This window comes from Streptomyces nidicola, assembly GCF_050106155.1.
Taxonomy (GTDB): Bacteria; Actinomycetota; Actinomycetes; order Streptomycetales; family Streptomycetaceae; genus Streptomyces.
This window is the reverse complement of the sequence record NZ_JBNBPI010000001.1, coordinates 9,255,711-9,282,684: the sequence shown is the minus strand read 5'-3', so window position 1 is coordinate 9,282,684 and position 26,974 is coordinate 9,255,711. Positions and strand designations below refer to the sequence as shown.

21 protein-coding genes are annotated in these 26,974 nt (G+C 71.4%); 12 read left to right on the top strand and 9 right to left on the bottom strand.

The window, feature by feature from the left end:
* Positions 1-13 precede the first annotated feature (13 nt).
* The 6 genes from ACOKM3_RS41835 to ald all read right to left on the bottom strand — a co-directional run bounded on the left by ACOKM3_RS41835 (position 14) and on the right by ald (position 7,118).
* Positions 14-1,018 carry an extracellular solute-binding protein gene (locus ACOKM3_RS41835; protein WP_426906541.1) on the bottom strand — a complete coding sequence of 335 codons (1,005 nt, stop codon included), beginning with the start codon at positions 1,016-1,018 and terminating at the stop codon, positions 14-16.
* On the bottom strand, positions 1,015-2,478 hold the full coding sequence (locus tag ACOKM3_RS41830) for a CehA/McbA family metallohydrolase (RefSeq protein ID WP_426906540.1): 1,464 nt from the start codon (positions 2,476-2,478) through the stop codon (positions 1,015-1,017). The genes ACOKM3_RS41835 and ACOKM3_RS41830 overlap by 4 nt, the downstream gene beginning before the upstream one ends.
* A gap of 170 nt (positions 2,479-2,648) precedes the next feature.
* Positions 2,649-2,957: a hypothetical protein gene (locus ACOKM3_RS41825; RefSeq protein ID WP_426906539.1), complete on the bottom strand. Its 309-nt coding sequence runs from the start codon at positions 2,955-2,957 to the stop codon at positions 2,649-2,651.
* A gap of 17 nt (positions 2,958-2,974) precedes the next feature.
* Positions 2,975-4,414, bottom strand: coding sequence for an amino acid permease (locus ACOKM3_RS41820; RefSeq protein WP_426906538.1), 1,440 nt, complete (start codon positions 4,412-4,414; stop codon positions 2,975-2,977).
* Between the two features lie 162 nt (positions 4,415-4,576).
* Positions 4,577-5,977 carry an aspartate aminotransferase family protein gene (locus ACOKM3_RS41815; protein WP_426906537.1) on the bottom strand — a complete coding sequence of 467 codons (1,401 nt, stop codon included), beginning with the start codon at positions 5,975-5,977 and terminating at the stop codon, positions 4,577-4,579.
* A 25-nt stretch (positions 5,978-6,002) separates the two neighbouring features.
* Positions 6,003-7,118: an alanine dehydrogenase gene (ald, locus tag ACOKM3_RS41810; protein ID WP_426906536.1), complete on the bottom strand. Its 1,116-nt coding sequence runs from the start codon at positions 7,116-7,118 to the stop codon at positions 6,003-6,005.
* A 298-nt stretch (positions 7,119-7,416) separates the two neighbouring features.
* On the opposite strand from ald, the gene pdxR reads away from it, so the two are divergent.
* A complete protein-coding gene (gene pdxR / locus ACOKM3_RS41805) occupies positions 7,417-8,979 on the top strand; it encodes a MocR-like pyridoxine biosynthesis transcription factor PdxR (RefSeq protein WP_426906535.1) in 1,563 nt (520 codons plus the stop codon).
* Between the two features lie 3 nt (positions 8,980-8,982).
* On the opposite strand, the gene ACOKM3_RS41800 is transcribed toward pdxR, so the two are convergent.
* Entirely contained in the window at positions 8,983-9,753 is a 771-nt protein-coding gene (locus ACOKM3_RS41800; RefSeq protein WP_426906534.1) for an IclR family transcriptional regulator, read from the bottom strand.
* A 234-nt stretch (positions 9,754-9,987) separates the two neighbouring features.
* Here ACOKM3_RS41800 and xsc point away from each other — a divergent pair, with 234 nt between their 5' ends.
* From xsc to ACOKM3_RS41780, 4 genes are all read left to right on the top strand, one after another.
* Positions 9,988-11,814, top strand: a complete 1,827-nt coding sequence (xsc, locus tag ACOKM3_RS41795; RefSeq protein WP_426906533.1) for a sulfoacetaldehyde acetyltransferase — start codon at positions 9,988-9,990, stop codon at positions 11,812-11,814.
* Between the two features lie 139 nt (positions 11,815-11,953).
* Complete coding sequence (locus tag ACOKM3_RS41790; protein WP_426906532.1) at positions 11,954-13,633, top strand: amidohydrolase; 1,680 nt, start codon at positions 11,954-11,956, stop codon at positions 13,631-13,633.
* Positions 13,630-13,890: a DUF3311 domain-containing protein gene (locus tag ACOKM3_RS41785; RefSeq protein ID WP_426906531.1), complete on the top strand. Its 261-nt coding sequence runs from the start codon at positions 13,630-13,632 to the stop codon at positions 13,888-13,890. The genes ACOKM3_RS41790 and ACOKM3_RS41785 overlap by 4 nt, the downstream gene beginning before the upstream one ends.
* Entirely contained in the window at positions 13,887-15,356 is a 1,470-nt protein-coding gene (locus ACOKM3_RS41780; RefSeq protein WP_426906530.1) for a sodium:solute symporter family protein, read from the top strand. The genes ACOKM3_RS41785 and ACOKM3_RS41780 overlap by 4 nt, the downstream gene beginning before the upstream one ends.
* A 52-nt stretch (positions 15,357-15,408) precedes the next feature.
* Here ACOKM3_RS41780 and ACOKM3_RS41775 read toward each other — a convergent pair whose 3' ends face one another.
* On the bottom strand, positions 15,409-17,988 hold the full coding sequence (locus ACOKM3_RS41775; protein WP_426906529.1) for a beta-L-arabinofuranosidase domain-containing protein: 2,580 nt from the start codon (positions 17,986-17,988) through the stop codon (positions 15,409-15,411).
* 210 nt (positions 17,989-18,198) lie between these two features.
* Between ACOKM3_RS41775 and ACOKM3_RS41770 the strand changes: the two genes are divergently transcribed.
* Positions 18,199-18,483, top strand: a complete 285-nt coding sequence (locus ACOKM3_RS41770) for a cupin domain-containing protein (protein WP_426906528.1) — start codon at positions 18,199-18,201, stop codon at positions 18,481-18,483.
* Between the two features lie 21 nt (positions 18,484-18,504).
* Here ACOKM3_RS41770 and ACOKM3_RS41765 read toward each other — a convergent pair whose 3' ends face one another.
* On the bottom strand, positions 18,505-19,314 hold the full coding sequence (locus ACOKM3_RS41765; RefSeq protein ID WP_426906527.1) for an SAM-dependent methyltransferase: 810 nt from the start codon (positions 19,312-19,314) through the stop codon (positions 18,505-18,507).
* A gap of 104 nt (positions 19,315-19,418) precedes the next feature.
* Between ACOKM3_RS41765 and ACOKM3_RS41760 the strand changes: the two genes are divergently transcribed.
* The 6 genes from ACOKM3_RS41760 (at position 19,419) to ACOKM3_RS41735 (ending at position 26,948) form a co-directional block, all read left to right on the top strand.
* Positions 19,419-19,949, top strand: coding sequence for a TIGR03086 family metal-binding protein (locus tag ACOKM3_RS41760; protein ID WP_426906526.1), 531 nt, complete (start codon positions 19,419-19,421; stop codon positions 19,947-19,949).
* A gap of 114 nt (positions 19,950-20,063) precedes the next feature.
* Positions 20,064-21,476, top strand: coding sequence for a purine-cytosine permease family protein (locus ACOKM3_RS41755; RefSeq protein WP_426906525.1), 1,413 nt, complete (start codon positions 20,064-20,066; stop codon positions 21,474-21,476).
* A gap of 12 nt (positions 21,477-21,488) precedes the next feature.
* On the top strand, positions 21,489-23,042 hold the full coding sequence (locus tag ACOKM3_RS41750) for a hydantoinase/oxoprolinase N-terminal domain-containing protein (protein ID WP_426906524.1): 1,554 nt from the start codon (positions 21,489-21,491) through the stop codon (positions 23,040-23,042).
* 36 nt (positions 23,043-23,078) lie between these two features.
* Positions 23,079-24,224, top strand: a complete 1,146-nt coding sequence (locus tag ACOKM3_RS41745) for a DUF917 domain-containing protein (protein ID WP_426906523.1) — start codon at positions 23,079-23,081, stop codon at positions 24,222-24,224.
* An 85-nt stretch (positions 24,225-24,309) separates the two neighbouring features.
* Positions 24,310-25,377, top strand: coding sequence for a DUF917 domain-containing protein (locus tag ACOKM3_RS41740; protein ID WP_426906522.1), 1,068 nt, complete (start codon positions 24,310-24,312; stop codon positions 25,375-25,377).
* 59 nt (positions 25,378-25,436) lie between these two features.
* Positions 25,437-26,948, top strand: a complete 1,512-nt coding sequence (locus ACOKM3_RS41735) for a PucR family transcriptional regulator (protein WP_426906521.1) — start codon at positions 25,437-25,439, stop codon at positions 26,946-26,948.
* The last annotated feature ends 26 nt before the right edge of the window (positions 26,949-26,974 follow it).

Below are 26,974 nucleotides of genomic sequence, written 5' to 3'. Positions count from 1 at the left end.
CCGGGGCCCGCCGCTACTTGGCGCCCGAGGCGGCGTCGAACTTGTCGAGCACCTTCGGCTGCTCGCTCACGAACTCCGCTGGGGACTGGGCCAGATGGAGGCTCTTGCCCGCGGCGAGTCCGGCGGGCGCGGGCAGATCGGTTCGGGCCGAGCGGCGCCCGACGGCATCACTCATGACCTGTTGCCCCTTGGCCGACATGAGGTAGTCGACGAAGGTCTTCGCGTTCGCGGTGTGGGGCGCGTCCTTGATGACGGCCGCGGCGCCGATCTGGTTGGAGACCACGTCGGTCGGATAGACCAGCTTGAGCGGCGCCTTGGCCTTCACCCAGGCATTGCCCAGGTCCTCATTGATGAAGGCCACCGGGAACTCGCCGTTGCGTACGCCCTTGAACATGGCGTCACTGCTGTCGGTGACCTTGGCGTTGGGGAGGAACTTGTCGACGTAGTCCCAGCCGTACTTGCTCACCATGCCGGCGAGAACCGAGTAACCGGTGCCGGATGAACGGGGGTTGGCGAATCCGATGCCGCCCTGCTTCTTCCACTTCGGGTCGGCGAGGTCGTCCATCGTCTTCGGATAGTCGGCCGGGTTCTTGACGCGGTCGGTATTGACCGCGATGGCCTGGTAGAGCAGATCGGTGGCGTGCCACTGGTGCTTGGGGTCGGTGGCCACCATGTGCTTGTCCTGGTCGAGTTCGGCCGGCGCCCAGATCCCCTTGCCCGCGACGGCCTTGTAGTTCTCGATGGATCCGCCCCACGCGACGTCACCGAGAGGGTTGGCCTTCTCGCCCTGGATACGGCTCATCAGGGGGCCGGTGCCGGAGATCGCGGTGAGCGTCACCTTGATGTCGGGGTGGGCCTTCTCGAAGGCCTTCACGATGGGGGCCGTCACCTCGGGCCCGGACGAGGTGTAGACGGCAAGTCCCTTGCTGTCACCGGACTTCTGCCCGCCGACGACGGAGCTGCAGGCGGTGAGGGCGAGCGCGGTGACGGCGAGGAGACAGACACGTACGGATCTCATGCGGAGTGCCTTTCTGCTTCCCGCGGGGACGTGGCGGCGACCCACACGGGGTTGGAGACGGCGAGCGAGGAGGCGTGCGAGCGATTGCACGAGGCCCAGAAGTAGGGGTCGTCGCTGGAGGCGTGCAGCTCGGCGCGGTAGTGGCCGGGGAGCGGGCGCGGGTCGCTCACGCGGATGTGCGCGGGCCCTGCGGCCTCCACCGGTTCCATGTGCCAGAGCAGCCCGCCCCGCAGGATGAACAGCACGGCGGGGCGCGGTGTGTCGACGTCCACGTCGAGATGAACAGCCCCGCCCGGTGACACGGCCACGGTCCCACCCATCGCGCACGCGCCGGAGTCGCTACGGGCGGACAACCACAGCCCGGCACCGCGCGACACGTACGCCTCGCCCGCCCGCAGCGCGCCGAGGATGCCCTCCCGGCTGCGCTCCGCCCGTACGACGGTGGTGACTTGGCCGAGCCGGTGTTCGGGCTTCTGGGGGTGGTGGCAGTCGGTGCCGGCGACGCCGGTGATGCGGTGCCCGGCGGCGAGCAGCCGGTCCCACAGTCCGACGGCCGCGTCGTTGTTGGCGCCCTGACCGAAGTTGTCGACCTCCAGGAGGTCGACGTCGTCCCACGTGTGGTCATCCCTGCGCCACGCCTGACGACCGCTGAAGGGATGGTTGACACCGACGAGGCCGTCCTGGGCATGCACCTCGCGGGCGGCGTCGGCGAAGTCCCAGCCCTCGGCGTCGACGTAGGTGCCGGGCCATCGGGACAGGCCGTGCAGATTGGCGTGGCCGAAGTGCGAGGTCAGCTCGATGGACCGCAGGAGCACGAGCCCGTCGGCGGCCCCCTCCTCCTCCAGACACGCGAGTTCCGCCCAGTGACTCGACGTGAAGTGGTCACTGACGGCGAGGAAGTCGAGCCCGGCGGCGCGGGCGGCGTCCAGCAGGGCGGGGAGGTCGGCGGAGCCGTCGCTGTGGAGGGAGTGCGAGTGGAGCTCGCCGCGGAGCCAGGTGGGTGGTGACTTCGGTGCCGGCACCGCGGGCCCACGTCGCGTACGCGCTACGGACGCTTCGGCAACGCCCGGAGCACCCGCACCCACCTCCACATCCCCCACATACACCCGCAGCTCGTAACTCCCGCCCTGCGTGAACCGGTCGAGGTCGATGCGGATGGTCCACTCCCCGGCGGGCAGCGGCCCCGCATGACACCCGAGGTCGGCGTGCCCCTCCCCCACCTCGAAGGACAGCCGACGGGGCCCGGGATCACCAGGGCACTGCACATGACCGCGCAGGAACCCGGCGGGGTCGAGGGCGGCGGCGTAGAGCTGGAAGCAGTCGGTGACCTTCTCGAAGTCCAACTCGACGCGGAGCGTGCCGACGCCCTCCGGGAGGGCGAGGGCACGGTCCAGATACTGCTCCGTGATCGACGCGGGGTCGATGGTGCGGGTCTCCCGCAGAACACGGCGGCTGCTCACCCGGCCTCCTTGAAGCGCACCACGAGCGCCACCGGCCCCCGGCGATCACCCGGGCCGCGCAGACTCGCTCACCAACTTGCAAGAACGTGCGCATAGTTGAGCACGCTTCTTCGTGGCGCGCCAGCGAGTGCGCAGAATTGCTCGGTGGGCCGGGTGGTGCGGTGAGGCCGTCACCCCGTCGCCGCCGCCTCCCGAATCCGCGGCTCGAACTCGCGGCGTACGTACGCGTCGAACGGGGGCGTCAGTGCGCCGTCGATGACCTGTCGGATTCCGTGTTGCGCCGCGAGCTCCTTGAGGGACGCGCGGGATTCGGGGCCCACGCCGCCGCCGATGATCAGTACGCCGAACTCCTCGGTCTCAAGGAGTCCTTGCGCCTCGTCGTCCGTGCTCACCCCTTCCGCTTCGAACCCGTCCGCGTGCAGCGTGGTCAGTACCTCTGTCACCCTCGCGGGCGTCCTTCCCAGCACAAGTGTCTTCATGGGGCGAACCTAGAAGCTCAATCGGACTTGAGGTCAAGTCCTGCCGCCGCCTGTGCACGGCGGCGTCTGCGGAGGGCGGCGTAGGAGGTCAGGACGACCACGACCGTGAGCAGGCTCGCGGCGAAGTCCGCGCGGGTTGCCGGGAGGATCGCCATCGCGGCGATGACCACGACCATCGCGCCGATCGTGAAATAGCTCAGGTAGGGGTAGCCCCACATCTTCAGGGTCAGGGAGTCGGGGTCCTCGCGTTCCAGGCGCTTGCGCAGGCGGAGTTGGGAGAGGGCGACCAGGAGGTAGACGAAGAGGGCGACCGCTCCGTAGGAGTGCACGATGAAGGAGAAGACCGTGTCCGGGGAGACGTACGCGAAGACCACGGACACGTAGCCGAGGACCGTGGCGAGGAGGATGGCTCGGCGTGGGACTCCGCTGCGGCTGAGTTTCGTGAGGCCGCGTGGGGCCTCGCCCTCGCGGGTGAGGGCGAAGACGATGCGGGACGCGGAGTACAGGCCCGCGTTGAGGGAGGAGAGGACCGCGATCAGGATCAGGATGCGCATCATGGTGTCCGCGCCGGGGATGCCGATCTCCTGGAGCGCCGCGATGTACGGGCCGCCGTTCAGCTTGTCCGAACTCCACGGGACGATCGCGACGACCAGGAAGATCGAGCCCACGTAGAAGAGCAGGACGCGCAGGACGACGGAGCGGGTGGCGCGGGCGACGTTGCGGCCGGGTTCGGAGGATTCGGCGGCCGCGAGCGCGGCGATCTCCGCGCCGGTGAAGAAGCCGACCGCCGGGATGATGGAGGTGAGGACCGGGCCAAGGCCCATCGGCAGGAAGCCGCCGTGCGCCGTCAGGTTGTCGACGCCGCCCGCGTCGTGGGCTCCCGGCCACAGGCCGACCACGAAGACGAGGCCCACCACGAGGAACACCGTGATCGCGGCCACCTTGATCGACGAGAACCAGTACTCGAACTCGCCGAAGGTCTTCACCGACAGCATGTTGACCGCGGTCAGGATCAGCATCAGGGCGAGGCTGATCGTCCAGAGTGGCAGGCCGGGGAGCCAGGCCTGGACGAGTTCGGCGCCGGCGACCGCTTCGAGGGCCACGACGTTGACCCAGAAGTACCAGTACAGCCAGCCGATCGTGAAGCTGCCCAGCGGGCCGAGGGCCAGGCGGGCGTAGGCGTGGAAGGAGCCTACGGCCGGGCGTGCCACCGCCATTTCGCCGAGCATCCGCATCACGAGGATGACCAGGCCGCCGGCGAGTGCGAAGGAGATCACGGCGGCGGGCCCGGTGTCCTGGATGACGACGCGGCTGCCGACGAAGAGTCCGGCGCCGATGACACCGCCGATCGCGATCAGGGTCATGTGGCGCTGCTTGAGGGCGCTGCGCAGACCGGGGCCGCCGGAGGGCTCGGCCGTGCCGTCGTCCCGCAGGGATCTGTCGCTGGTGTCCGTCACGTCCGCCTCTTCTCCGTACGTCTGCGTGGGCCTGCCCGGCGGCACCGTCCCATGATGATCATTCGGCGCCGTCGGACAGTCTTGGCACGCCCGGAGGCACACCGGGGCGCGTTCAACGAACCGTTCACACGGTCGAAACGACCGGTCGAAGCGATCGACGCCTCAGGCCACGGAGCGGGCGACCGAGGCGACCATCTCGTGCACCCCTTCGAGCAGCTCACCGAGCACCGCCCGGTCCGCGACCAGCGGCGGAGCCACCATCAGCATCGTCGCGCCGCGGTCGTCGGGCCGCAGGATCACGCCTGTGCGGCGCATCGCGTCCGGCAGCACCTCGCGCAGGATCCGCGTCGACTGTTCCTCGGTCAGCTCGCGGCCGCTGTCCCGGTCGGCGGTGAACTCGACCGCGTAGAAGAAGCCGGTGCCGCGGACGTCGGCGACGACCTGGTGGCAGTCCTTGATGTCGTCGAGTCCGGCCTTCAGGCCGGGGCCGAGGGCGCGTACGTTGCCGGGGATGTCCTCGTCGCGCATCGCGCCGATGTTGGCGACGGCCACGGCGGTGGACACCGGGTGCCCGCCCCAGGTCGCGCCGTGCGTGAACGTGCCGCCGAGCGGCGAATCGTACAGGCCCCGGACCAGGGGCTCGCGGACGATGGCGCCGCCGAGCGGGGCGTAGCCCGAAGTGGCTCCCTTGGCGAAGGTGACCAGATCGGGGACGACGCCCTCGGCCGCGCTGCCGAACCAGTGGCCGAGCCGGCCGAAGGAGCAGATGACCTCGTCGGCGACGAGCAGGATGCCGTGCTCGTCGCAGATCCGGCGCAGTTCGCGCCAGTAGCCGTCCGGCGGGACCAGGGCGCCGCGGCCGTTCTGCACGGGTTCGGCGAAGACCGCGGCGACCGTCTCCGGGCCTTCCTCGGCGATGGCCCGCTCGATCGCGCGGACGCAGTCGAGTTCCGCCGCCGGGCCGTAATCGCCCGTGAATCCAAGGGTGTTGGGGACATGCCGGATGCCCGGGAGCAGCGGCCCGAAGGGCTCCCGGATCTTGGGGAGGCCGGTGACGGACAGGGCGCCCAGGGTGACACCGTGGTAGGCCATCGACCGGCTGATGATCTTCGTGCGCTCCGGCTGTCCCTGCGAACGGTGGTACTGGCGGGCGAACTTGATCGCCGTCTCGACCGCCTCCGAACCGGAGTTGACGAAGTACGTCACGTCCAGGTCGCCCGGCGCGAGTTCGGCGATCAGGCTCGCCGCCTCGATGGCGGGCGGGTGGGCGGCGCCCCAGTTGGTCGAGTACGCGAGGGTCTCCATCTGCTTGGCGCCCGCGGCCACGACGTCACCGCGGCCGTGGCCGATGTTCACGCAGAACAGCCCGGAGAGGCCGTCGAGGTGGCGCCTGCCCTCGTCGTCGTAGAGATAGCAGCCGTCGCCGCGGACGTACACCGGCGGCGGGGTGTCGTACCAGCTGTCCTTGCGGGTGAAGTGCGGGCCGAGGTGACGCTGGGCCTTGGCACGCAGGGTGGGGTCCTGGGGCACGGTGCGCTCCTTCGCGGTCACGTTCACGTTCATGTCACGTTCGTGTTCGTGTTCGTGTTCACAGCAGGGCTTGGTCCACGTCGACGTGCTTCATGTCATGAGCCTCGGCCACCGGACGGTAGGTGAGCCGCCCGCCGAGCGTGTTGATGCCCCGCTTCAGCGCCGGGTCGGTCGCCGCCACCGCGCGCAGACCGTGGTCGGCGATGGCCTTGACGTAGGGCAGCGTGACGTTGGTGAGGGCGTGGGTGGAGGTGTGCGGGACCGCGCCGGGCATGTTGGCGACGCAGTAGAAGAGGGTGTCGTGGACCCGGTACACGGGGTCGGCGTGGGTGGTGGGCCGGGTGTCCTCGAAGCAGCCGCCCTGGTCGACGGAGATGTCGACGAGGACGGCGCCCGCCTTCATGCGGGCGACGAGGTCGTTGCTCACGAGGCGGGGCGCCTTGGCGCCGGGGACGAGGACCGCGCCGATCACCAGGTCGGCGTCGAGGACGGCCTGTTCGAGGGTGAGCCGGTTCGAGGCGAGTGTGGTGATGCGGCCCTGGTACATCCGGTCGGCGGCGCGCAGCTTGTTCACGTCGGTGTCCAGCAGCACGACGTCCGCCCACATGCCGGTGGCGACGGCGACCGCGTTCATGCCCGCCACTCCGGCACCGATGACGACGACGCGGGCCGGACGGGTTCCGGAGACACCGCCCGTCAACACGCCGCGCCCGCCCCCGCCGCGCATCAGGTGGTACGCCCCGACCTGCGGCGCGAGCCGGCCCGCGACCTCGGACATCGGGAAGAGCAGCGGCAGCGAGCCGTCGGCCGCCTGCACCGTCTCGTAGGCGACAGCGGTGGTGCCGGCGTCGAGCAGCGCCTGCGTGCAGGCACGGGACGCGGCGAGGTGGAGGTAGGTGAACAGCACCTGGTCGGGGCGGAGCCGGTGGTACTCCTCTGCCACCGGCTCCTTCACCTTCAGCACCAGGTCGGCCCCGGCCCATACGTCGTCGGCCGCCGGCAGGACGCGGGCTCCGGCCTCGGCGTAGTCGGCGTCGGGCAGCGCGGACCCGGCTCCGGCGCCCGCCTCGACGGTGACGGTGTGGCCGTGTGCGGTCAGTTCGTGGACCCCTGCGGGGGTCAGGGCGACGCGGAACTCGTTGTTCTTCACTTCCCGCGGAATACCGATCCTCACGGTTCGACTCCCCTCTGGCCCGGCCCGGAATGCGGCGCGGACGCGGTACGACAGGCGTGGGTGGGCGCGCTCGACACGAGTTGGGGTGGAGGCTGCGACGTCTGGACTGAGCCTGAGTCATTGCTGGACAGAGCCTGCGTCATTGCTGGACAGAGCCTGCGCGGAAGGTGGCGTCGGCCGTCGCACCCTCGTGCGCCGGGGCCACCACGGCTACCGTGCCGAACGGGACGGCGACCGCAACAGGTCCAGTTGCGTGCACGCTGATGGTGCCAGGCCGACGGCGAGACGGAGGCGGTACGTGCCGCGTACGTTGATCGAGATCGAGCGGGGTCGCGGGGAGCCGCTGTACCGGCAGGTGCGGCAGGCCATCGAGCACGGCATCGCGTCGGGGCGGCTCGACGCGGGCGGCCGGTTGCCGTCCTCGCGGCTCCTCGCCCAGGAGTTGGGGGTGTCACGGAACACGGTCACCGCGGCGTATCAGGAGCTGGTGGCCGAGGGTTTCGTGGAGAGCCGGGCCCGTTCGGGGCTTTTCGTCAATCCGCGGATGCCGGCCCGCCCGGAGCCGGAGCCGGCGCCTCCGCAGGAGCACGCCTTCGACTGGTCGGGGCGGCTGCGCGGTCGCGAGGGGGACCGGCTTCCGCACATCGAGAAGCATCACGACTGGGCGCGCTACCCGTATCCGTTCCCCGCGGGTCAGGTCGATCCGCGGGCCTTCCCGGCGCGGGCCTGGGTGCGCGCGCTGAACCGGGCGCTCGACCGGCCGCACGCCGCCTGGTCGTTGCAGGACTGCGTGGCCGACGACGATCCGTTGCTGGTGGAGATGGTCCGTTCCCACCTTCTGCCCGCACGCGGCGTGGCGGTGGAGGCGTCCGAGGTGCTGATCACCATCGGCTCGCAGCAGGGGCTTGATCTGCTGGGGCGGGCGCTGCTCGGGCCCGGCTCGGTGGCTGCCGTGGAGGATCCCGGGTACCTGGACGCGCGGCACATCTTCCTGCGGGCCGGGGCCCGGTTGCACCCCCTGCCCGTCGACGCGGACGGACTGCGCCCGCCGGGCACCCTCCGCGGCGTCGACCTGCTGCATGTGACGCCCAGTCACCACCATCCGACCAATGTGACGTTGGGGCCGGGGCGACGGCAGGCGCTGCTCGAGGCGGCCAGGGAGGCGGGCACGGTCGTCGTGGAGGACGACTACGACAGCGAGTTCCGCTACGAGGGCATTCCGACGCCCGCGCTCAAGTCGCAGGACACCACGGGGCAGGTGGTGTACCTGGGCACGTTCTCCAAGTTCCTCGCGCCGGGCCTCAGGCTGGGCTATCTCGTCGGCTCGGCCGAACTCGTCGCACACCTGCGGGAGTTGCGCCGCTATTCGGTGCGCCATCCATCCGGCCATTTGCAGCGGGCGCTCGGCCTGCTGATCGAGTCGGGCGACTACCAGTGGGCCGTACGGCGCAGCCGGGCACGCCTCGGAGCGAAGTGGCGGCTGATGCGGGACGCCGTGAACGCGTCGCTGTCGTGGGCGAGTTCACCGGCGCCGGGCGGGGTGAGCCTGTGGATGTCGGGGCCGGAGGGGCTCGACTGCCGGGAGCTGGTGCGGCGGGCGCGCGAGCGCGGTGTGCTGATCGAGCGGGGTGACATCTTCTTCCTGGCGGGCCTGGACGTCCCGGCAGGCCCGGACTTACTGACGGGCCCGGACCTCCTGACACGCCCGGACCTCCTGGCAGGCCCGGCCTTCCAGGCGGGCCCGGATCTCGACGCGCTGCGGCACTTCCGAATCGGCTTCGCGGCGCCACGGGCCGACGTCATCGAGCCGGGCATCGCGATCCTCGGCGACGTCGTGCGGGAGTTGCTGCCGGCGCAGTGACCTTCAGTCCGCCTCGACCCGGGCGATCCGTTCGGCCGCCTGCCGCAGCACCGGCACCAGTTCGACGGCCCGCTGCACATCGACCCGTACGGCGGGCGCCTGGAGGGCGACGCACTGACGCACCCGCGAACCGGCCGGGTCGCCGTCCGGCTCGCGGGGCACGGGCACCGCGGCACACACCAGGCCTGGCAGGAACTCCTCGTCGTCCAGGGCGAAACCGTCCCTGCGCACCTGGTCGAGCTCGGCCTCCAGGGCGTCGGGGTCGGTGCGGGTGCGCGCGGTGAACGCCTTCAGCGGGGCCGCGGTGAGTATCTTGCGGCGCTGGGCGGCGGGCAGGAACGCGAGGATCAGCTTTCCGCTGGCGCTGCAATGAACCGGGACGCGGGAGCCGGGCCGCAGCGCGAAACGCAGCGGCTCGGGGGTCTCGACGCGGTCGAGGTAGACGACCTCCGGTCCGGCCGGCGCGGTCAGATTGCAGGTCTCGCCGATCTCGTCGACGAGGTGGCGCAGGACGGCGTGCCGGGCGGCGTGGTGGGTGCCGTGGCTGAGCAGGTCCTCGGCGAAGGTGCGCAGCCGGCCGCCCGCGCCGTAACGGCGGCCGTCGCCCTGCCGGTCGAGGAGGCCCGCGCCCTCCAGCTGCTGAAGCATCCGGTGCACGGTCGGCTTGGGCAGTCCGGTCTCGGCGACCAGCTCGGTCAGGGTGACCAGCCGGTCGGTGCGGGCGATGTGTTCCAGCAGGGCGAACAGGCGCAGGGCCGGGGTTCCGTCCTCCATGTGCACCATCCTCAACTCTCCCTCTGCAGGGGCCAGTTGTCGGGCCCCCGAACGTAGCAGCCCGTCCCGGATTTCGGTACGCACGGTTGACGCTGCCGAGACGCCCGCTCTACGGTCCTCGACGTGTCCCGCTTTTGGGAACACCACGTACCGGATCCCGGAACCTGCTCTCCCCCCACCGAACATGCGCCACCCCGCACCAGCACCGACAGCACGTCGAAGGGTGGAAACTCCATGACCAGCAGTGCGCCCCAACCGCAGTTCACGACCGAGGACGGCCGTCAGGTGGCCGCCGGCGTGCAACGGATGACCCCTTCCGAGTCGTTCGTGGAGACCCTGGTCTCGCACGGCGTCAAGGACATCTTCGGCATCATGGGTTCGGCCTTCATGGACGCGATGGACATCTTCGCGCCGGCCGGCATCCAGCTGATCCCGGTCGTGCACGAGCAGGGCGCGGGCCACATGGCGGACGGCTACGCGCGGGCCAGCGGCCGGCACGGCGTGGTGATCGGCCAGAACGGTCCGGGGATCTCCAACTGCGTCACGGCGATCGCGGCGGCCTACTGGGCGCACTCCCCCGTCGTCATCGTCACGCCCGAGGCGGGCACGATGGGCATGGGGCTCGGTGGCTTCCAGGAGACCAATCAGCTCCCGATGTTCGAGGAGTTCACCAAGTACCAGGCGCACGTGAACAATCCGCGCCGGATGGCGGAGCTGACGGGCCGCGCCTTCGACCGGGCGATGAGCGAGATGGGGCCGACGCAGCTCAACATCCCGCGCGACCACTTCTACGGCGATATCGAGGCCGAGATCCCGCGCCCGTCCCGCCTCGACCGGGGTCCGGGCGGTGAGCGCAGCCTGGAGGAGGCGGCGCGGCTGCTCGCCGAGGCCGAGTTCCCGGTGATCATCTCCGGTGGCGGTGTGGTGATGGGCGACGCGGTCGAGCAGGCGAAGGCGCTGGCCGAACGGCTCGGCGCGCCGGTCGTCAACTCGTACCAGCACAACGACTCGTTCCCCGCGAGCCACCCGCTGTGGTGCGGGCCGCTCGGCTACCAGGGTTCCAAGGCGGCGATGAAGTTGCTCGCGCAGGCCGATGTGGTGGTCGCGCTCGGCACCCGGCTCGGCCCGTTCGGCACGCTGCCGCAGTACGGCATGGAGTACTGGCCCAAGGACGCCAAGATCATCCAGATCGACGCGGACCACCGCATGCTGGGCCTCGTCAAGAAGATCGAGGTCGGGATCTGCGGGGACGCGGGCGCCGCGGCGCAGTCCCTCGTGCGGCGGCTCGACGGCCGTGACCTCGTCTGCGAGGGGACGCGCGCCCGGCGTTCGGCGACCATCCGGGCGGAGAAGGACGCCTGGGAGAAGGAGCTGGACGGGTGGATCCACGAGACGGACCCGTACAGCCTCGACATGATCGCGGAGCAGGACGGCGAGGACGGCTCCTGGCTGCACCCGCGTCAGGTGCTGCGCGAGCTGGAGAAGGCGCTGCCGGAGCGGGTGATGGTCTCCACCGACATCGGCAACATCAACTCGATCGCCCACAGCTATCTCCGCTTCGAGGAGCCGCGGTCCTTCTTCGCCCCGATGTCCTTCGGGAACTGCGGCTACGCGCTGCCGACGATCATCGGCGCCAAGCTGGCCGCGCCCGAGCGACCTGCTGTCGCCTACGCGGGCGACGGCGCCTGGGGCATGAGCATGGGCGAGATCATGACGGCGGTGCGGCACGACATCCCGGTGACCGCGGTGGTCTTCCACAACCGGCAGTGGGGCGCCGAGAAGAAGAACCAGGTCGACTTCTACGACCGCCGGTTCGTCGCGGGCGAGTTGGAGAGCGAGTCCTTCGCCGGGATCGCCCGCGCGATGGGCGCCGACGGCGTGATCGTGGACCGGCTCGAGGATGTCGGCCCGGCGCTGAGCAAGGCGGTCGCGGCGCAGATGGACGAGGGGCGCACCACGGTCATCGAGGTCATGACCACGCGTGAGCTGGGCGACCCGTTCCGCCGCGACGCCCTGTCGAAGCCGGTCAGGCACCTCGACAAGTACCGGGACTACGTCTGATCTCTGTACGACTACGTCTCATCGCTGTACGAGCACGTCTCATCGCTGTACGAGAACGTCCGGGGCGCCCGCGGTCGGTGCGGGCGCCCCGCCCTCCGTCCCCTCCTTCCCTGTCCCTCTCCCCTGGTGGTGATCATCCGTGCCGAGCCCGCTCCCCCGCCCCGCCGATCCCCTGCACGCCGCCGACACGATCCTGTACGGCGGCACCGTACGCACCCTGGACCGCGCCGGGCACACCGGCACGGCCATGGCCGCCCGCGACGGGAAGGTGCTCGCCGTCGGTTCGGACGCCGACATCCTCACCCTCGCAGGGCCCGCCACCACGCTGCGCGATCTGCACGGCCGGTGCGCCGTGCCGGGGTTCATCGAGACCCACAACCACCCCACGTTCTTCGGCCTGACGCTCGCCGCCGAGGTCGACGCGGGCAGTCCGCCGAACGACGGGATCGCCGACATCGTGGCCCGCGTCGAGCAGGCCGCCGGGCACACCGAGCGCGGCGACTGGATCCGCGGCTACCGCTACGACGACACGCTCCTCGCCGATGACCGGCACCCCACGCGCGCCGATCTGGACCCGGTCTCGCCGCACCATCCGGTGTGCCTGCAACACATCTCGGGCCACTTCTGCGTGCTCAACTCGGCGGCGCTCGGGCGCCTGGGCATCAACCGGGACACCCCCGACCCGGTCGGCGGCGCCATCGTCCGCGACGCGCGGGGCGAGCCGACCGGTGTGCTCGCGGAGACCGCCGCGTTCGCCGCGTACGCGGGCATGCCGAAAGCGGATGTCGACGACTTGGCCGACGCCATCGGCCGGGCCGGTGACGCGTATCTGGCGGCGGGTGTCACCACCGTGCACGACACGGGGCTCGGCCTGATGGGCGGCCCCGGCGAACTCGACGCCTACCGCAGGGCCCGGCTCACCGGTCGGCTGCGCAACCGGGTCCAGGCGTACCTGGTGCAGGACCTGTTCCCGGAGCTGGCCGAGGGGCGCCTCAGCCCCGTGGAGTCGGCCGTCGCGGGGCTCGGGGACGACGCGTTCCGGGTGGCCGGCGTCAAGATGTGGGCGGACGGCTCGATCCAGGGCCTGACCGGGTGTGTCTCGGACGGCTACGCGTGCGCCCCGGACAAGCACGGGCTGCTGATCTTCCCGCCGGACGACCTGTCCCGGCGGATCGCGACGCTGCACGAGGCGGGCTGGCAGGTCGCCGTGCACGGCAACGGCGACGGCGCCATCCAGGCCATCCTCGACGCGTACCAGAAGCTGGGCCTGGACCCGGAGTCGGCGGACCGGCGGCACCGCATCGAGCACTGCCAGATGGCGGGCGAACGGCAGCTCGCGGACATGGCGCGGGCGGGTGTGCACGCCTCGTTCTTCGTCAAGCACGTCTACTACTGGGGCGACCGGCACCGCGACCGCTTCCTCGGTCCCGAACGGGCGTCCCGCATCGACCCGTTGGCCTCGGCCCGCCGCCACGGCGTCACCTTCGGCCTGCACTCGGACACGCCCGTGGTCCCGGTGCCGCCGCTCGAGGGCATGTGGTGTGCGGTCGACCGGATGACCCGCGACGGCCACCAACTCGGCCCAGAGCAGCGGGTGGACGCGGAGACCGCGCTGCGCGCCTACACCAGCGAGGCGGCCAAGCTGGCCTTCGAGGAGGACCGCAAGGGAACCCTGGAGCCGGGCAAGCTGGCCGATGTCACGGTCCTGTCCGAGGACCCGACCGCCGGCGGCGAGCGCAGCCTGCGCGATCTGACGGTCGAGGCGACGGTCATCGGCGGCGACGTCGTGTGGGAGCGAACTCCCGGAGGCACGCGATGAGTTCACCACCGACCGAGCCCACCCGCCGTCTCCCCCGCAGCCTGTGGCTGGGCCTCGGGGTCCCCTCGTTCGCGCTCCTCGTGGTCATGCCGCTGCTCGCGGACACGGACGTGTACGTAGCGGGCATCCCGCTGCTGTTCCTGTGGGTGTTCGCGTGCTTCCCGCTGACCACCCTGTGTCTGAAGCTGGCGTGGCGGATGGACCGGAAGCACTACCCCGAGGACACACCGGACTCCTCGGAAGAGGTGACCCGATGATCGCCACGGTCTTCTTCGTCATCATGGTGCTCTCGGTCCTCGTGGCGTTCAGCGCGCGGCGCGGCATCCGCAAGGTGTCGATCAGCGAGTACCTGGTCGGCGGCCGTTCGTTCCCGCCGTGGCTGCTGTACTTCCTCGCGGTCGGCGAGGTCTACAGCATCGGCACGATGATCGGTTTCCCGGCCGGGATCTACGCCAAGGGCGCGAGCTACGGCGTCTGGTTCCTCGGCTACATCCTGCTGGCCTATCCGCTCGGCTACTACGTGGCTCCGCTGATCTGGCGGGCCGGGGTGCGCTACGACGCGATGACCATCCCGGACGTGTTCGGCCGCCACTTCCGCAGCCGGAACCTCGAACTCATCACGGCGCTGGCCCTGTTGGTGGCCCTGGTGCCGTGGGGCCAGTACCAGTTCATCGGCATGCAGGTGGTGCTTACGGCGCTCGGGCTGCCGATCACGCCGGTGCAGGCGGTGATCCTCGCGGGCGTGATGGCGTTCCTGTACGTCGCCGTGTCCGGTGTGCGGTCCCCGGCGTTCGTGTCCATCCTCAAGGACGGGCTCATGGTGCTGGGTGTGGTGGCCGCGGGTGTCGCCGCGCTCGTCGCGGGCGGTGGCATCGAGGCGGTCACGGATCCGGCGGCCGTGCCGCGCGCGCAGGTCACCATGTCGGGCAGCCCGATGGTGTTCGCGCTGACCACCATCGTCTTCCAGGCGGTCACCTTCTATCTGGGGTTCTCCGCGGGCTACATCTTCACCGCGCGCTCCGAGCGGGCCATCAAGTCGTCGACGGTGTGGATGCCGTCGTACATGCTGATGTACCCGTTCCTGGTGGCGACGGCCTACTTCGCGTACACGGCAGGCAAGCATGTCGCCGACCCCAACACGGTGTTCATGGAGGTCGTCCGCGATGTGCTGCCGAACTGGCTGGTGGGTGTGGTCGCGGGCGGCGCGGGTCTGTCGGGGGTGCTGGTGCTCGCGGTGACGGCGCTGTCGATCGGCGGCATCGTCTCCCGCAACCTCGCGCCGAACCTGCGCCCGGAGGCCCAGCGCCGGTGGACGACGCTGGCCGTCGCGGTGTTCCTGGTGGCGGCCGCCGTGCTGACACTGACCGCGTCGTCGCTGATGCTGACCGTGCTCAACCTGACGTACTACCTGCTGGGCCAGCTGATCCCCGGCTGGTTCGCCCTGCTGTTCTTCCGCCGGGTGCGGGCGTGGGCGGTGGCGACCGGCATGATCGCGGGTGTCGCCGCCTCCCTGGTCCTTTACGTGGTCGAGCCCGACCTCGGAGGTGTCAACGCGGGCCTCGTCACGGTGGTGTTGAACGCCCTGCTCACCTTCGGCCTCAGCGCTCTGGCCCGGTCCCGGCCGTGCGTCACGGAGCCGCCGCTGGTGTCGGTGCCCGCGCCCCGGCCGGGAGCGGCGGACACCCAGGGCGGCCAGGACGAGGAGCCGGCCGCGCTGCGCTGACGGTCGAGCGGGGCGGGTGGGGATCGGCGCGCCCCCACCCGCCCCGCGGCCCTCAGGCCCCCGCCAGTTCGGCCACCTCCGCGGCCGTCAGCGTCTTCCCGTACACCCGGAAGTCGTCGAGCGCGCCCTTCAGATACGGGTCGGCGTACTGGGACTTGCCGAGGTATCCGGCGCGGATGTGGTTGCCGAACATGTCCGGCTGCGCGGTGACGTGGTCGTTGCGCCCCTTCTCCGCGCCGTCCACGTACAGCACGGCCGTGCCGTTCCCGTACGTCAGCGCCACATGTACCCAGGCGTCGGTGGGGAGTTGGTCGACGTCGATGCGCTCCTCCGCCCCCGCGCCGCCGGCGGTGATCGCGAAGCGCAGGGTGTCGGCGTCGGAGCGTGGTGTCAGGAACAGGTTGGCGGAGGCACCGCTGCCGATGTCGAAGACGCGGGTCCACGTCTCGGGCGTCCCGTCGAGCTTCACCCAGGTCGCCACCGAGTACGCGGTGGCGCCGGCCAGCACGTCGTCGGCCAGCTTCACGTACCCGCCCGAGCCGTCGAGGGCGACGGCGCCGCCGGTCTTCCCGCCGGTCGTCCAGATCGCGCCGGCCATCAGCTGAGCGGTCTTGCCGTTGCCCGTGGCGTCGGCGGCGGTCGTTCCCGAGGTCTCGTCGAAGCGGTGCCAGGCGGCGAACTCCGGTGGCGGGGGCGGCGGTTCGCCCGTCAGCCAGTAGGCCGTGTAGTACACGTGGTGGGTGCGGGCGATGGGCAGCAGGGTGGCGTTCTCGTCGTCGGCCCGCGCCGTGAACCTCATCGGTGCGACAGCCGTCTGCTTCACCGACTTCGGGTCGAGCCTCGGCATCCGCATCGCGCCCCGGTCGCCGTACTGCCCGGCGAGCACCACCGGCCCGTACAACACGGCCTGTACGTCCGGGTCGTCGGGCGTCGGCTCGATGGCGAGCCGCATGGGGAGGGTGACCTCGACCCGGTCACCGGCCTTCCAGCGGCGGCGCAGCGCGAACCAGCTGCCCGCCTTGGGACGGTCGCCGAGGGCACGGCCGTTGAGCGTGATGCGCGCCCCCTTCGTCCAGGACGGGATCCGCACCCGCAGTTCGTGCTCGGCGGTGCCTGCCGTGACGGTGAGCGTGGTGGAGGCCTTGTCGGGGAAGCCGGTCGTCTGCCGCCAACTCACCTTCTTGGCCTTCCACTTCACCTCCGCGGGCACGAACAGGTTCACCAGGAGCCGCTCGTCGTCGTGCGAGAAGACGGTCTCCGCGAACTTCGCGTGCGTCTCCATCCCGCTGCCGTGGTCGCAGGAGAAGTTGTCGTAGTCGGTCGAGTAGGCCTTGGGGTCCTCGCCCATGAAGGAGGGCTGCTGCTTGTACGAGCCCGGCGCGAGGCCGGTGTAGTAGATGTTGAAGCCGTGCGCGGAGTCGGGGTCCTGTTCGCCGAGCATCTGGTTGAACAGGGTGCGCTCGTAGTAGTCGAGCAGGTCGACGCGGTGCGGCGCGTGGAAGTGCATCAGGCGGGTCAGCTTCAGCATGTTGTAGCTGTTGCAGTTCTCGCAGCAGCCGTTGGAGAGCTGGGCGGCGATGGCGTCCGGCTCGTGGAACGCCTCGCCGTTGCTGTTGCCGCCGATGACGTACGTGTGGTGGTCGGTGACGATCTGCCAGAAGTTCTCGGCGATGGTGCGGTAGCGGTCGTCGAGGCCCTCCTCCCACAGCCGCAGCGCGCCCACCATCTTGGGTATCTGCGTGTTGGCGTGCAGCCCGGCGAGCTTGTCCTCGTTCTTGGCCAACGGGTCGAAGACGACGTCGTGGGTGAACCGTTCGGCGACCTTCAGCCAGTTGGTGTCACCGGTGATCTCGTGCAGATCGGCGAACACGTCGTTCATGCCGCCGAACTCGGTCTGGAGCACCCGCTGCATCTGGTCGTGGCTCAGCGCCCCGGTCCGCTTGTCCACCCAGGCGGCCTGCCGCAGCACCACGTCGAGGGCCTGCTCGCTCCCGGCGAGACGGTGCTGGTCGACGAGCCCCGCCATGATCTTGTGGATGGTGTAGTACGGCGCCCAGACCCCGGACCCGGCTTCGAGGCGGTCGAAGAAGCTCTCGGGGAACGCGGACAGATACCCCTTCCCGAATCCCGCCTTCGGCGAGGCCTCCTGACACTCCGCCAGTGCGGCGACCAGCTCGCGCCCCTTGTCACGTACGGCGGTGTCGCCGGTGTTGGCGTACGTCAGCGCGAGCCCGGACAGCAGATGTCCGGTGCTGTGCCCGCGCAGCTCCACGTCGGGTGCCTCCCAGCCGCCACAGGGCTCGGCGTCGGACGGCAGGCCGACGTTCTTCCTGAAGGTGTGCAGCAGCCGGTCGATGTCGACGAAGTGCAGATAGGCGGTGTTGCGCGCCTGGTTGTCACGGAAGACACCGGGCAGCAGGGCGACGGCGTCGAGGGGGAAGGGGGCGACGGCTCCCGTAGCGGCCCGGGGTGCGGCATCGGTGCCGGACGCCGGGCTCGCGTACGCCGCCGTGCCCAGGGTGGTGGGCAGCGCGGCGGCTGCGACCCCGGTGGCGGCGACAGCGATGAACTGCCGTCTGCCGGGGGTGACTTGCGGAGAAGACGATCCGTTGGATCTCTCGGTGCGGCTCACGTCGTGCTCCTCGCGCGGCTATTTGTTCGCGATTTCGGACAGTGAACGGAACTCCGGACGCGAAGATTAGGCTCGCCGCACACCATGGTCAACACCCCGCGCACCGTTCCCACGCACACCGGCCCGCCACCGGGACAGGGATCACGGTTAGCCTGCCACCGCGGCGATCCCCCGCCGCCACCGTTTCGCCCCGAGGAAAGAGCCGTGAACATGAGCACCACCGCCCGCGCCACCGTGCAGCACGAGGACGAGCGCACCCGGGTCACCCGCTGGGACTTCGAGCCGGGGCAGAGCACCGGCCGCCACGTGCACGAGTACGACTATGTCGTGGTCCCGGTGACGGACGGCCACACCGATGTCATCGCCCCGGACGGCACGGTCACGCGCAACGAGCTGTTCTCGGGCCGCTCCTACGCGCGTTCGGCGGGCAGCGAGCACGAGGTCGTCAACGCGGGCCAGGAGCCGCTGGCCTTCGTGGAGGTGGAGCGCAAGTAGCGCCCCACCTCCACGGCGTCCTCACGCCTTGCGCCCCACCCCGCACACCGCCGCCTCGACCGCCGACGCCTCGGGCCGCGGCGCGCCGGGGTCCGGGCGCCAGGCCGAGGTGTTGACCACTCCTGGTTCGACGAGGTCGAGGCCGTCGAAGAACGCGGCGATCCGCTCCGGTGACCGCAGGTGATAGGTGTGCACCGACTGCTGGTTGTAGCCGGCGACCGCCGTGTTCAGCGCGTCGTTGTTGTCCGTGCCGTCGGTCAGGGCCAGGTAGCTGCCGGGCGGCAGCGCCTCCAGCAGCGTGGACACCACTTCCGCGGGGCGGTCCTCGTCTGACAGCTGCCCCATGATGCTGAGCAGGGTCAGCCCGATCGGCCGGTCGAAGTCCAGGGTCTCGCGCGCCTGGGCCAGGATCCGCTCCGGGTCCCGCACGTCGGCGTCCAGATAGGCGCAGGCCCCCTCGGGGGTGCTGGTGAGCAGCGCCCGCGCGTGGGTCAGGACCAGCGGGTCGTTGTCGACGTACACGATCCGGCTGTCCGGGGCGATGCGCTGGGCCACCTCGTGCGTGTTGTCGGCGGTGGGGAGGCCGGTGCCGATGTCGAGGAACTGCCGGATGCCCGCCTCTCCCGCCAGGTATCGCACCGCGCGCACGAGGAACTGCCGTTGCAGCCGCGCGACGGTGGCGAACTCGGGGAACGTGGCGAGGATGGCCTCGCCGACCTCGCTGTCGACGGGGTAGTTGTCCTTGCCGCCCAGAAGGTAGTTCCACACCCGGGCGGAGTGCGGACGGTCGGTCTGCAGCCTGTCGCGGAGTTCGCCATGCGTGTGATCCATGGCTTCAGCTTCACACACAACACGGCGGGTGCACCGATGAGTTCGGGGCCCGGGAGCGGTCTGCACCGGTATCACCACGGCATGCCACCCGAGGAGGACTTTCCGTGATCGACCTGAAGCCGGCCTGCGGCCGGATGACCGATGTACTGACCGGTGTGAGCGACGAGCAGCTGTCCGGGCCCACCCCCTGTTCCGAGTACTCCGTGCGCGAGCTCGTCGCCCACGTCGACGAGGCGGCGCGGGCCTTCACCGGCTTCGCCCGCAAGGAAGCGCCCCTGCCCGCGGAGCCGGGCGACTGGCGCGAGCGCACGGCGAAGAGCGTGCGGGCGCTCGGCGACGCCTGGGACGACCCGGAGGCCTGGCGGGGCGAGACGGACGGGCCGGGGTTCACGCTGGCGAACGAGACGTGGGGGAAGGTCGCGCTCACCGAGATGGTGGTGCACGGCTGGGACCTCGCCAAGGCCACAGGGCAGCCCTTCGACCTGCCCGAGGAGACGCTGCGCGCCTGCCACGACCACGTCAGCGGCTTCGTGACGGCGGCGCCCCTGCCTGAGCTGTGGGGGCCACCGGTCGAGACACCCGCCGACGCGCCGCTGATGGACCGCATCGTGGGCTGCACGGGGCGCCGCCCCTGACCCGGCCGCCCGTGCACTCTGCACAGTCACCTCCGTCCCACCGGGCACTGCGCCCATCCCGCCCCTTCGGCGGCCGCCGTAGCGTGCGGGCAACCGCAGTCGCTTGGAGGTTCGATGGCCGCCGCACGCGCCGTCGGGGTGGACGACCACGCCCTGACCAGAGTGCCCACCACCGCCCGTTACAGCTGGTGGTCCGTAGCCCTGCAGCGGTTCGGGCAGATCTCCGGGCTCAGCCAGTTCGTGCTCGGCGCGACGCTGGGCTTCGGGATGGACTTCTGGACGGCGTTCTGGGCGCTCACCCTCGGCTCGGTGATCGTCGAGGTGCTCTCGATCTTCGTGGGGATCATCGGCGTACGGGAGGGCCTTCCGACGTCCGTGCTCGCGCGCTGGACCGGGTTCGGGCGCGTCGGGTCCTCGCTGATCGGGCTCGCGATCGCGCTGAGCCTCATCGGCTGGTTCGGCATCCAGTCGGCGATATCGGCCGACGCGCTCGCGGGCCTTGTCGGTGTGTTCCCCGCGCCCGTGTGGTCGGTGCTGTTCGGGCTCGGCGTGACGGCCGTCGTGCTGTGGGGCTTCGGCTCCATGAACTGGGCGGCGTACGTCACGGTGCCCGCGTTCCTGCTGCTCGTGGGCTGGTCCACGGTGCACGAGCTGGCGCGCTTCGACATCGGGCATCTCGTCGCCTCCGCGCCGCCCGGGCCGCAGCTCTCCCTCGTCCAGGGCACGACGCTCGTGGCGGGCGGCGCGATCGCGGGCGCGATCATCACGCCGGACATGACCCGCTTCAACCGGTCCACCGCCGACGTCGTCAAGCAGACCGTGGTGGGCATCTCGCTCGGTGAGTACGTGGTCGGGCTCGCCGGAGTGCTCCTCGCCCACGCCACCCGGTCCGCCGACGTGACCGCGATCGCCGTGTCCTCGGTGGGCTGGGTCGGCACCCTCGTCGTCATCATGGGCGCGCTGAAGATCAACGACTGGAATCTGTACAGCTCCGGTCTCGGCGTCGTGAACTTCATCGAGTCGGTCTTCGGCCGCAAGGTCAACCGCGCCACCGTCACCGTCGTCCTCGGCCTCGTCGGCAGCCTGCTCGCGGCGGCCGGCATCCTCGACCGGTTCGCCGACTTCCTGACGCTGCTCGGCGTCGCCTTCCCGCCCATCGCCGGCGTGATGATCGCCGAGTACTTCGTGGTCAAGCGGTGGCGTGGCGACCTGGAGGCCTCGCGGGCCGCGGGCACGCTGCCCGCGACCGCGCCGACCTGGGTCCCGGCGACGCTCGTCGTGTGGCTGCTCGCCTTCTGTGTCGGTGAATTCGTCGACTGGGGCCTGCCCAGCATCAACTCGGTCGTCTTCGCGTTCCTCGCCTACATCGTGCTGGGCCGGCTCGGCCTCGTACGCGGCGTCGGTGTGTCCCGCGACATGGGAGCCGGTGCGCCGGTGTCCGATGAGACTCCGGGCGTCGCGAGCGGCGACTCCCCCGACTCCCCCACCCCTCACGTCACCGCCGCCCCCGGCGGCGCCTCCCGCTAAGGAGAGAGTTCCGTGCGTATCGGAATCGATGTCGGCGGCACCAACACCGACGCCGTCCTGCTCGAAGGATCGCGGGTGCTCGCCACCACCAAGTCCGCGACCAGCCAGGACGTCACGTCCGGCATCGTGTCCGCGCTCGAGGCGCTGCGCGCGCAGCACGCCTTCGACCCGGCGGCGGTCGGCGCCGTGATGATCGGCACCACCCACTTCCTCAACGCGCTCGTCGAGGCCCGCGGCCTCGCCCCGACGGCGGCGCTCCGCCTCGGCCTGCCCGCGACGTCCGCGCTGCCCCCGTTCGTGGACTGGCCGGAGCGCCTGACGCGGGCCGTAGCCGGACGGCCGTACCTGGCGCACGGCGGGCACGAGTTCGACGGCCGGAAGATCGCCGACCTGGACGAGGACGAGCTGCGCCGGCACGCCGCCGACATGGCCTCCCACGGCATCAGGTCGGTGGCGATCTCCTCGGTGTTCTCGCCGGTCAGCGACGAGTTCGAGGTAAGGGCGGCGGAGATCCTGCGCGCCGAACTGGGCCCGGACGTGGCCCTCTCGCTGTCCCACGAGATCGGCCGTATCGGCCTCCTGGAGCGGGAGAACGCGACGGCGGTGAACGCGGCGCTGCGTGAGCTGGCCGCCGGGATCGTCGACGGTCTGGCCGGGGCGGTCGCCGGTTTCGGCATCACCGCGCCGCTGTATCTGAGCCAGAACGACGGCACGCTGATGGACCTGGAATACGCCCGCCGCTACCCGGTCGCCACCTTCGCCTCGGGCCCGACCAACTCGATGCGCGGCGCCGCGGTGCTGTCCGGTCTCGACACCTGCGCGGTCGTCGACGTCGGCGGCACCACCAGCGACGTCGGCGTCCTGGCGCAGGGATTCCCGCGCGAGGCGGGGACGGCCGTGGACGTGGCGGGGGTGCGCACCAACTTCCGTATGCCGGATGTGCACAGCATCGGCATCGGCGGCGGTTCGCTGGTCGTCGAGGACGGCGGCCGGGTCACGGTCGGCCCGCGCTCGGTCGGCTACCGGCTCACGGACGAGGCCCTGGTGTTCGGCGGCTCCACACTGACCGCCACGGATGTCGCGGTGGCCGCCGGGCTCACGGACATCGGCGACCGCTCGGCCGTCGCCCACCTCGACGCGCGCCTGGTGAAGGAGGCACTCGACACGATCGCCGCCGACATCGCCCGCGCGGTCGAGTCGATGCGGACCTCGCCCGAGCCGCTGCCGGTGGTCGCGGTGGGCGGCGGTTCGGTCCTCCTTCCGGACACCCTGCCGGGCTCCGGAACGGTCCACCGGCCCGATCACTTCGCGGTCGCGAACGCGATCGGCGCGGCCATCGCACAGGTCGGCGGCGAGGTCGACCGGGTCTACGCGATCGACGCGGGCCGCCGCGAGACCGTGCTCGACGAAGCCCGGCAGGAGGCGGTCGACCGGGCCGTCGCCGCGGGCGCGAACCCGTCCGGGGTCCGCATCGTCGAGTTCGACGAGGTCCCCGTCCCCTACCTGCCGGGCAACGCCACCCGGATCCGCTGCAAGGCCGTGGGCGACCTGCAACAGGTCGACTGAGCCCCGCCCCCACCCACGTAAGGAGAGCACGAGCACATGAGCTGGACCCTGGGCCTCGAGCAGCTGGACGACCTGGCGCGCGGCGCCGCGATCCTCGGCACCGGAGGCGGCGGCGACCCGACCATCGGCCGCCTCCTCGTCCGCGAGGCGATGCGCGAGTACGGCCCGGTGACCGTCCTCGACCCCGACGAGGTCGCCGACGACGCGTTCGTCGTCCCGGTCGCGAACATGGGCGCGCCCACCGTGATGGTCGAGAAGCTGCCCGGCGCCGACGAGCCGGTGGCAGCGCTGCGCGCCCTGGAGACGTTCACGGGCCGCAAGGCCGACGCGACGATGCCCATCGAGTGCGGCGGCAGCAACTCGCTCATCCCGCTGATCGTCGCGGCCCGCACAGGCCTCCCGGTCGTCGACGCGGACGGCATGGGGCGCGCCTTCCCCGAACTCCAGATGGAGACCTTCCACGTCTACGGGATCCCGGCCTCGCCGCTCGCGATGGCCGGCGAACACGGCGAGACCTGCGTATTTGACACCGGAAAGGACACCAAGCGCCTGGAGGACCTGGCCCGCCGGGTCACGGTCGGGCTCGGTGGCGGAGCCGCGATAGCCGAGTACTCGATGACCGGGGAACAGCTCAAGCGCACCGCGGTGCCGCGCACGCTGTCCCTCGCCCTGTCCCTCGGCCGCGCGGTCCGTGAGGCGCGCGAGGCCCACCGGGACCCGGTGGAGGCACTCGGAGAGGCGGTGGGCGGCACGATCTACGGTCACCTGCGGGTACTGTTCCGCGGCAAGGTGACCGATGTGGAGCGGCGTACGGAGGGCGGTTTCGCGCGGGGCCGTGCCACGTTCGCGGCGTTCGAGGGCGACTCGGATCTCGAACTCCGTTTCCAGAACGAGCACTTGGCGGCGCTGCGCGACGGCGAGCCGATCTGCGTGGTCCCCGACCTGGTGTGTGTCCTGGAGGCGGACACCGGCGAACCCATCACCACGGAGGCGCTCCGCTACGGCCAGCGGGTCACGGTGATCGGCATCGCGGCACCGGCCATCATGCGCACCCCGGAGGCGCTGAACGTCTTCGGCCCGTCCTGCTTCGGCCTCCCGTACGAGTTCCGTCCGGTGGAGGAGCGGCTGCCCATTTCAAGCCCCTGCAGGGGGCACCTCCCAGCGGTAGCTGGGGGAGATTGAGCAGCGGGGTCCGGGGCAGCGCCCCGCGACCGCAGCCACGGTGCTGCCCGCGCACGCCCAGTGCCCCGCTGCAAGAATCAGGGGCGTGCCCCACACGATCACCGCCGAAGACGTCCCCGCCCTGGTCACAGGCGTGAACGTCCTCGGCTGCGGCGGAGGCGGCGACGCCGCGGCCTTCGCGTCGATGCTGCGCCACTCACTGGGCAGGACCGGCACGGTCACCTGGCACGAGGCCGGCTCGCACGACCCCGTCATCGTCCCGGTCGGCGTCGTGGGCGCGGTGAACGTACTGAGCGAGAAGCTCCCGAACGGCCAGGAGTTCCGGGAGGCCGTCGGCGCGGTCGCCCGCTGGACGGCCGGCCCCGCCCCCGACGCCCTGATGGCCGTGGAGGCGGGCGGCCCCAACGCCCTCACCGTGCTGCTGGCCGCACTCGACCTCGGCCTCCCCGTCGTCGACGTCGACCTGATGGGCCGCGCCCTCCCCCGCCTCGACCAGCTCAGCTGGGCCGTGCGCGGCCTCCCGGTCACCCCGTGCGCGCTGGCCGAACCGGGCGGCCAGATCCTGGTGGTGGACCGCACGGACGCGCGCGGACTGGAACGCACGGTGCGCGGTTTCCTCACGGCGGCGGGCGGCTGGGCCGCACTCGCGCTCGCCCCGGTACGGCTGAGCGCGGTGCGCGACGCCTGCGTCCACGGCTCCCTCACCCGGTCCCTGGCCCTGGGCCGCGCGCACGCCGAGCTTCCGCACCGCCCGGACAGGGACGCCGTGGAGGCGGCGCTCGGCTGCAACGTGCTCGCGGCGGGCCGGATCCGGGAGGTCGCGCGCAGCGAAGGTCCCGGCTTCGGACGCGGCAGTGTCACGGTCACGGACGCCGCGTCCGGCGCGGTCGTCCGCCTGGAGACGGAGAACGAGATCCTGCTGGCCCTGCGCGACGGCGAGCTCGCGGCGACCGTCCCCGACGTCATCTGCCTCCTGGACCGCCGCACGGCGCTCCCCGTGGCCATCGACCGGGTGCGCCCCGGCCAGGAGGTCATCGCCGCGACCCTGCCGGGTCCCGAGTTCTGGCGCCGCCCCGACACGGAGCCGTACGTCTCGCCCCGGGCGTTCGGCCTGGACGCGGAGGTCGTCGGATTCGAGGCGGCCACGACATGACCGGTACGGCCCGAAGCGGCACCCGAAATGATTCCTCCCCAGGCGTCCCCCTCTCCGCGATGCTCGCCCACCCCACATGGCACGACGTCACCCTCCTCGCGGGCCCCGAGGACTCCCGCACCGTCCAACACCCCGTAGCCGCACAGGACTTGGCGCATCCACTACCCGAGGAACCCGCCGGCCGGCTCCTCGTGCTGCTCGGCGGCGCGGACCGCGGCGACTGGCGGCTCGACGCGCTGCTGCGCCGTGCGCACGGCGCGGGTGTCGCGGCGCTGCTGGTTCCGGGGGTGACGGCGCTCCGTATGTCGTCGACGTTGCTCGCCGAGCGGCTGCGGCTGCCCGTCCTCGGCTCCCCCGACCCGCTGGCCGCGTACCTCGCCCTGGAGCGGATGACCGCCGAACCGGGGCTGCTGCGCGCCGATTCGGCCCTGCGCACCGCGCGGGTGTGTGCCCGGGCGGACGAGACCGTGGACGCACTCCTCACCGATCTGGGCGCGCTGCTGCACCGCCCGGTCGCCCTGCTCACCGCGGACGCCCGGCACCTGGCGGGCGACCCGGCCACCGTGACTCCCGCCGAACAGGGCACGGTGGCACGGCAGTTGACAGGTCCGCCGCTCCCCCGCCCGCTCGACCTCCCCAGCGGCGCCCGTCTCCTCACCCACCCCGTCGGCACCGAACGTGTCCCACCCCGCCTCGCCGTGCGCCTGCCCGCCCGGCTCGCCCCCGAGGCCGACGCGGTGGCGGCCGCCCTGGAGGTGGCGTCGGGCGCCGTACGGGAACGCCTCGCGCTGCGCCGCCTCGACCTGGAACGCAGCGCACGCCACCGCACCTCCCTGCTCGGCGAGCTGCTGCGCCCGGCGGGCGGCGAGATCCCGGACGCGGTGCGCCGGCACGCGGTCGAGTTCGGCTGGCGCCTCGACGGCTGGCACACCGGCATCCGCATCGGTACCGGACCCGATGTGGACGTGGCGGGCCTGCGCGCCGAGGTCACCGACGCGTTCGCGGCGGAGCGGCTCGGCGCCCAGGTCGTCGAGCAGGGCGACGGCTGGTCCGCCTGGACCAGCACCGACCAGGAGCCGTCGACCAGCGACATCGAGCGGCACGCCGCCGCCGTCCGCCGCGTGCAGCGCCGCCTGCCCGAGGTTCTGCACGCGTACGTGGGGGTGGGCCGCGCCCATCCGGGTCCCACCGGCATCGCCCGCAGCCTGGGCGAGGCGGCCGACGCGGCGCGTCTGGCGCAGGGCCGGGAGGCGAGCGGCCGCTTCTTCCACGTGGACCGCCTCGGCCTCGCCCAGCTCCTCCTCGCCTGGACCCGCACGGACACCTTCCAGCCCGCGGCCCGCTCCCTGCTGGAACCGCTGTCCGGCGAGCCCGGCGACCTGGTGCGCACCCTCACCGCGTACCTCGACGCGGAGTCCTCCACGGCCGAGACCGCGGCGATCCTCGGCGTGCACCGCAACACGGTCGCGGCGCGCATCGCCCGCGTACAGCAGCTTCTGAGCGTGGACCTCGCGGATCCGGACGAGCGCCTTGCCCTGCACCTGGCGTGCCGGACGGCCATGGACGGATGAATCAAACAGAGGGGAATCAGGCCGAG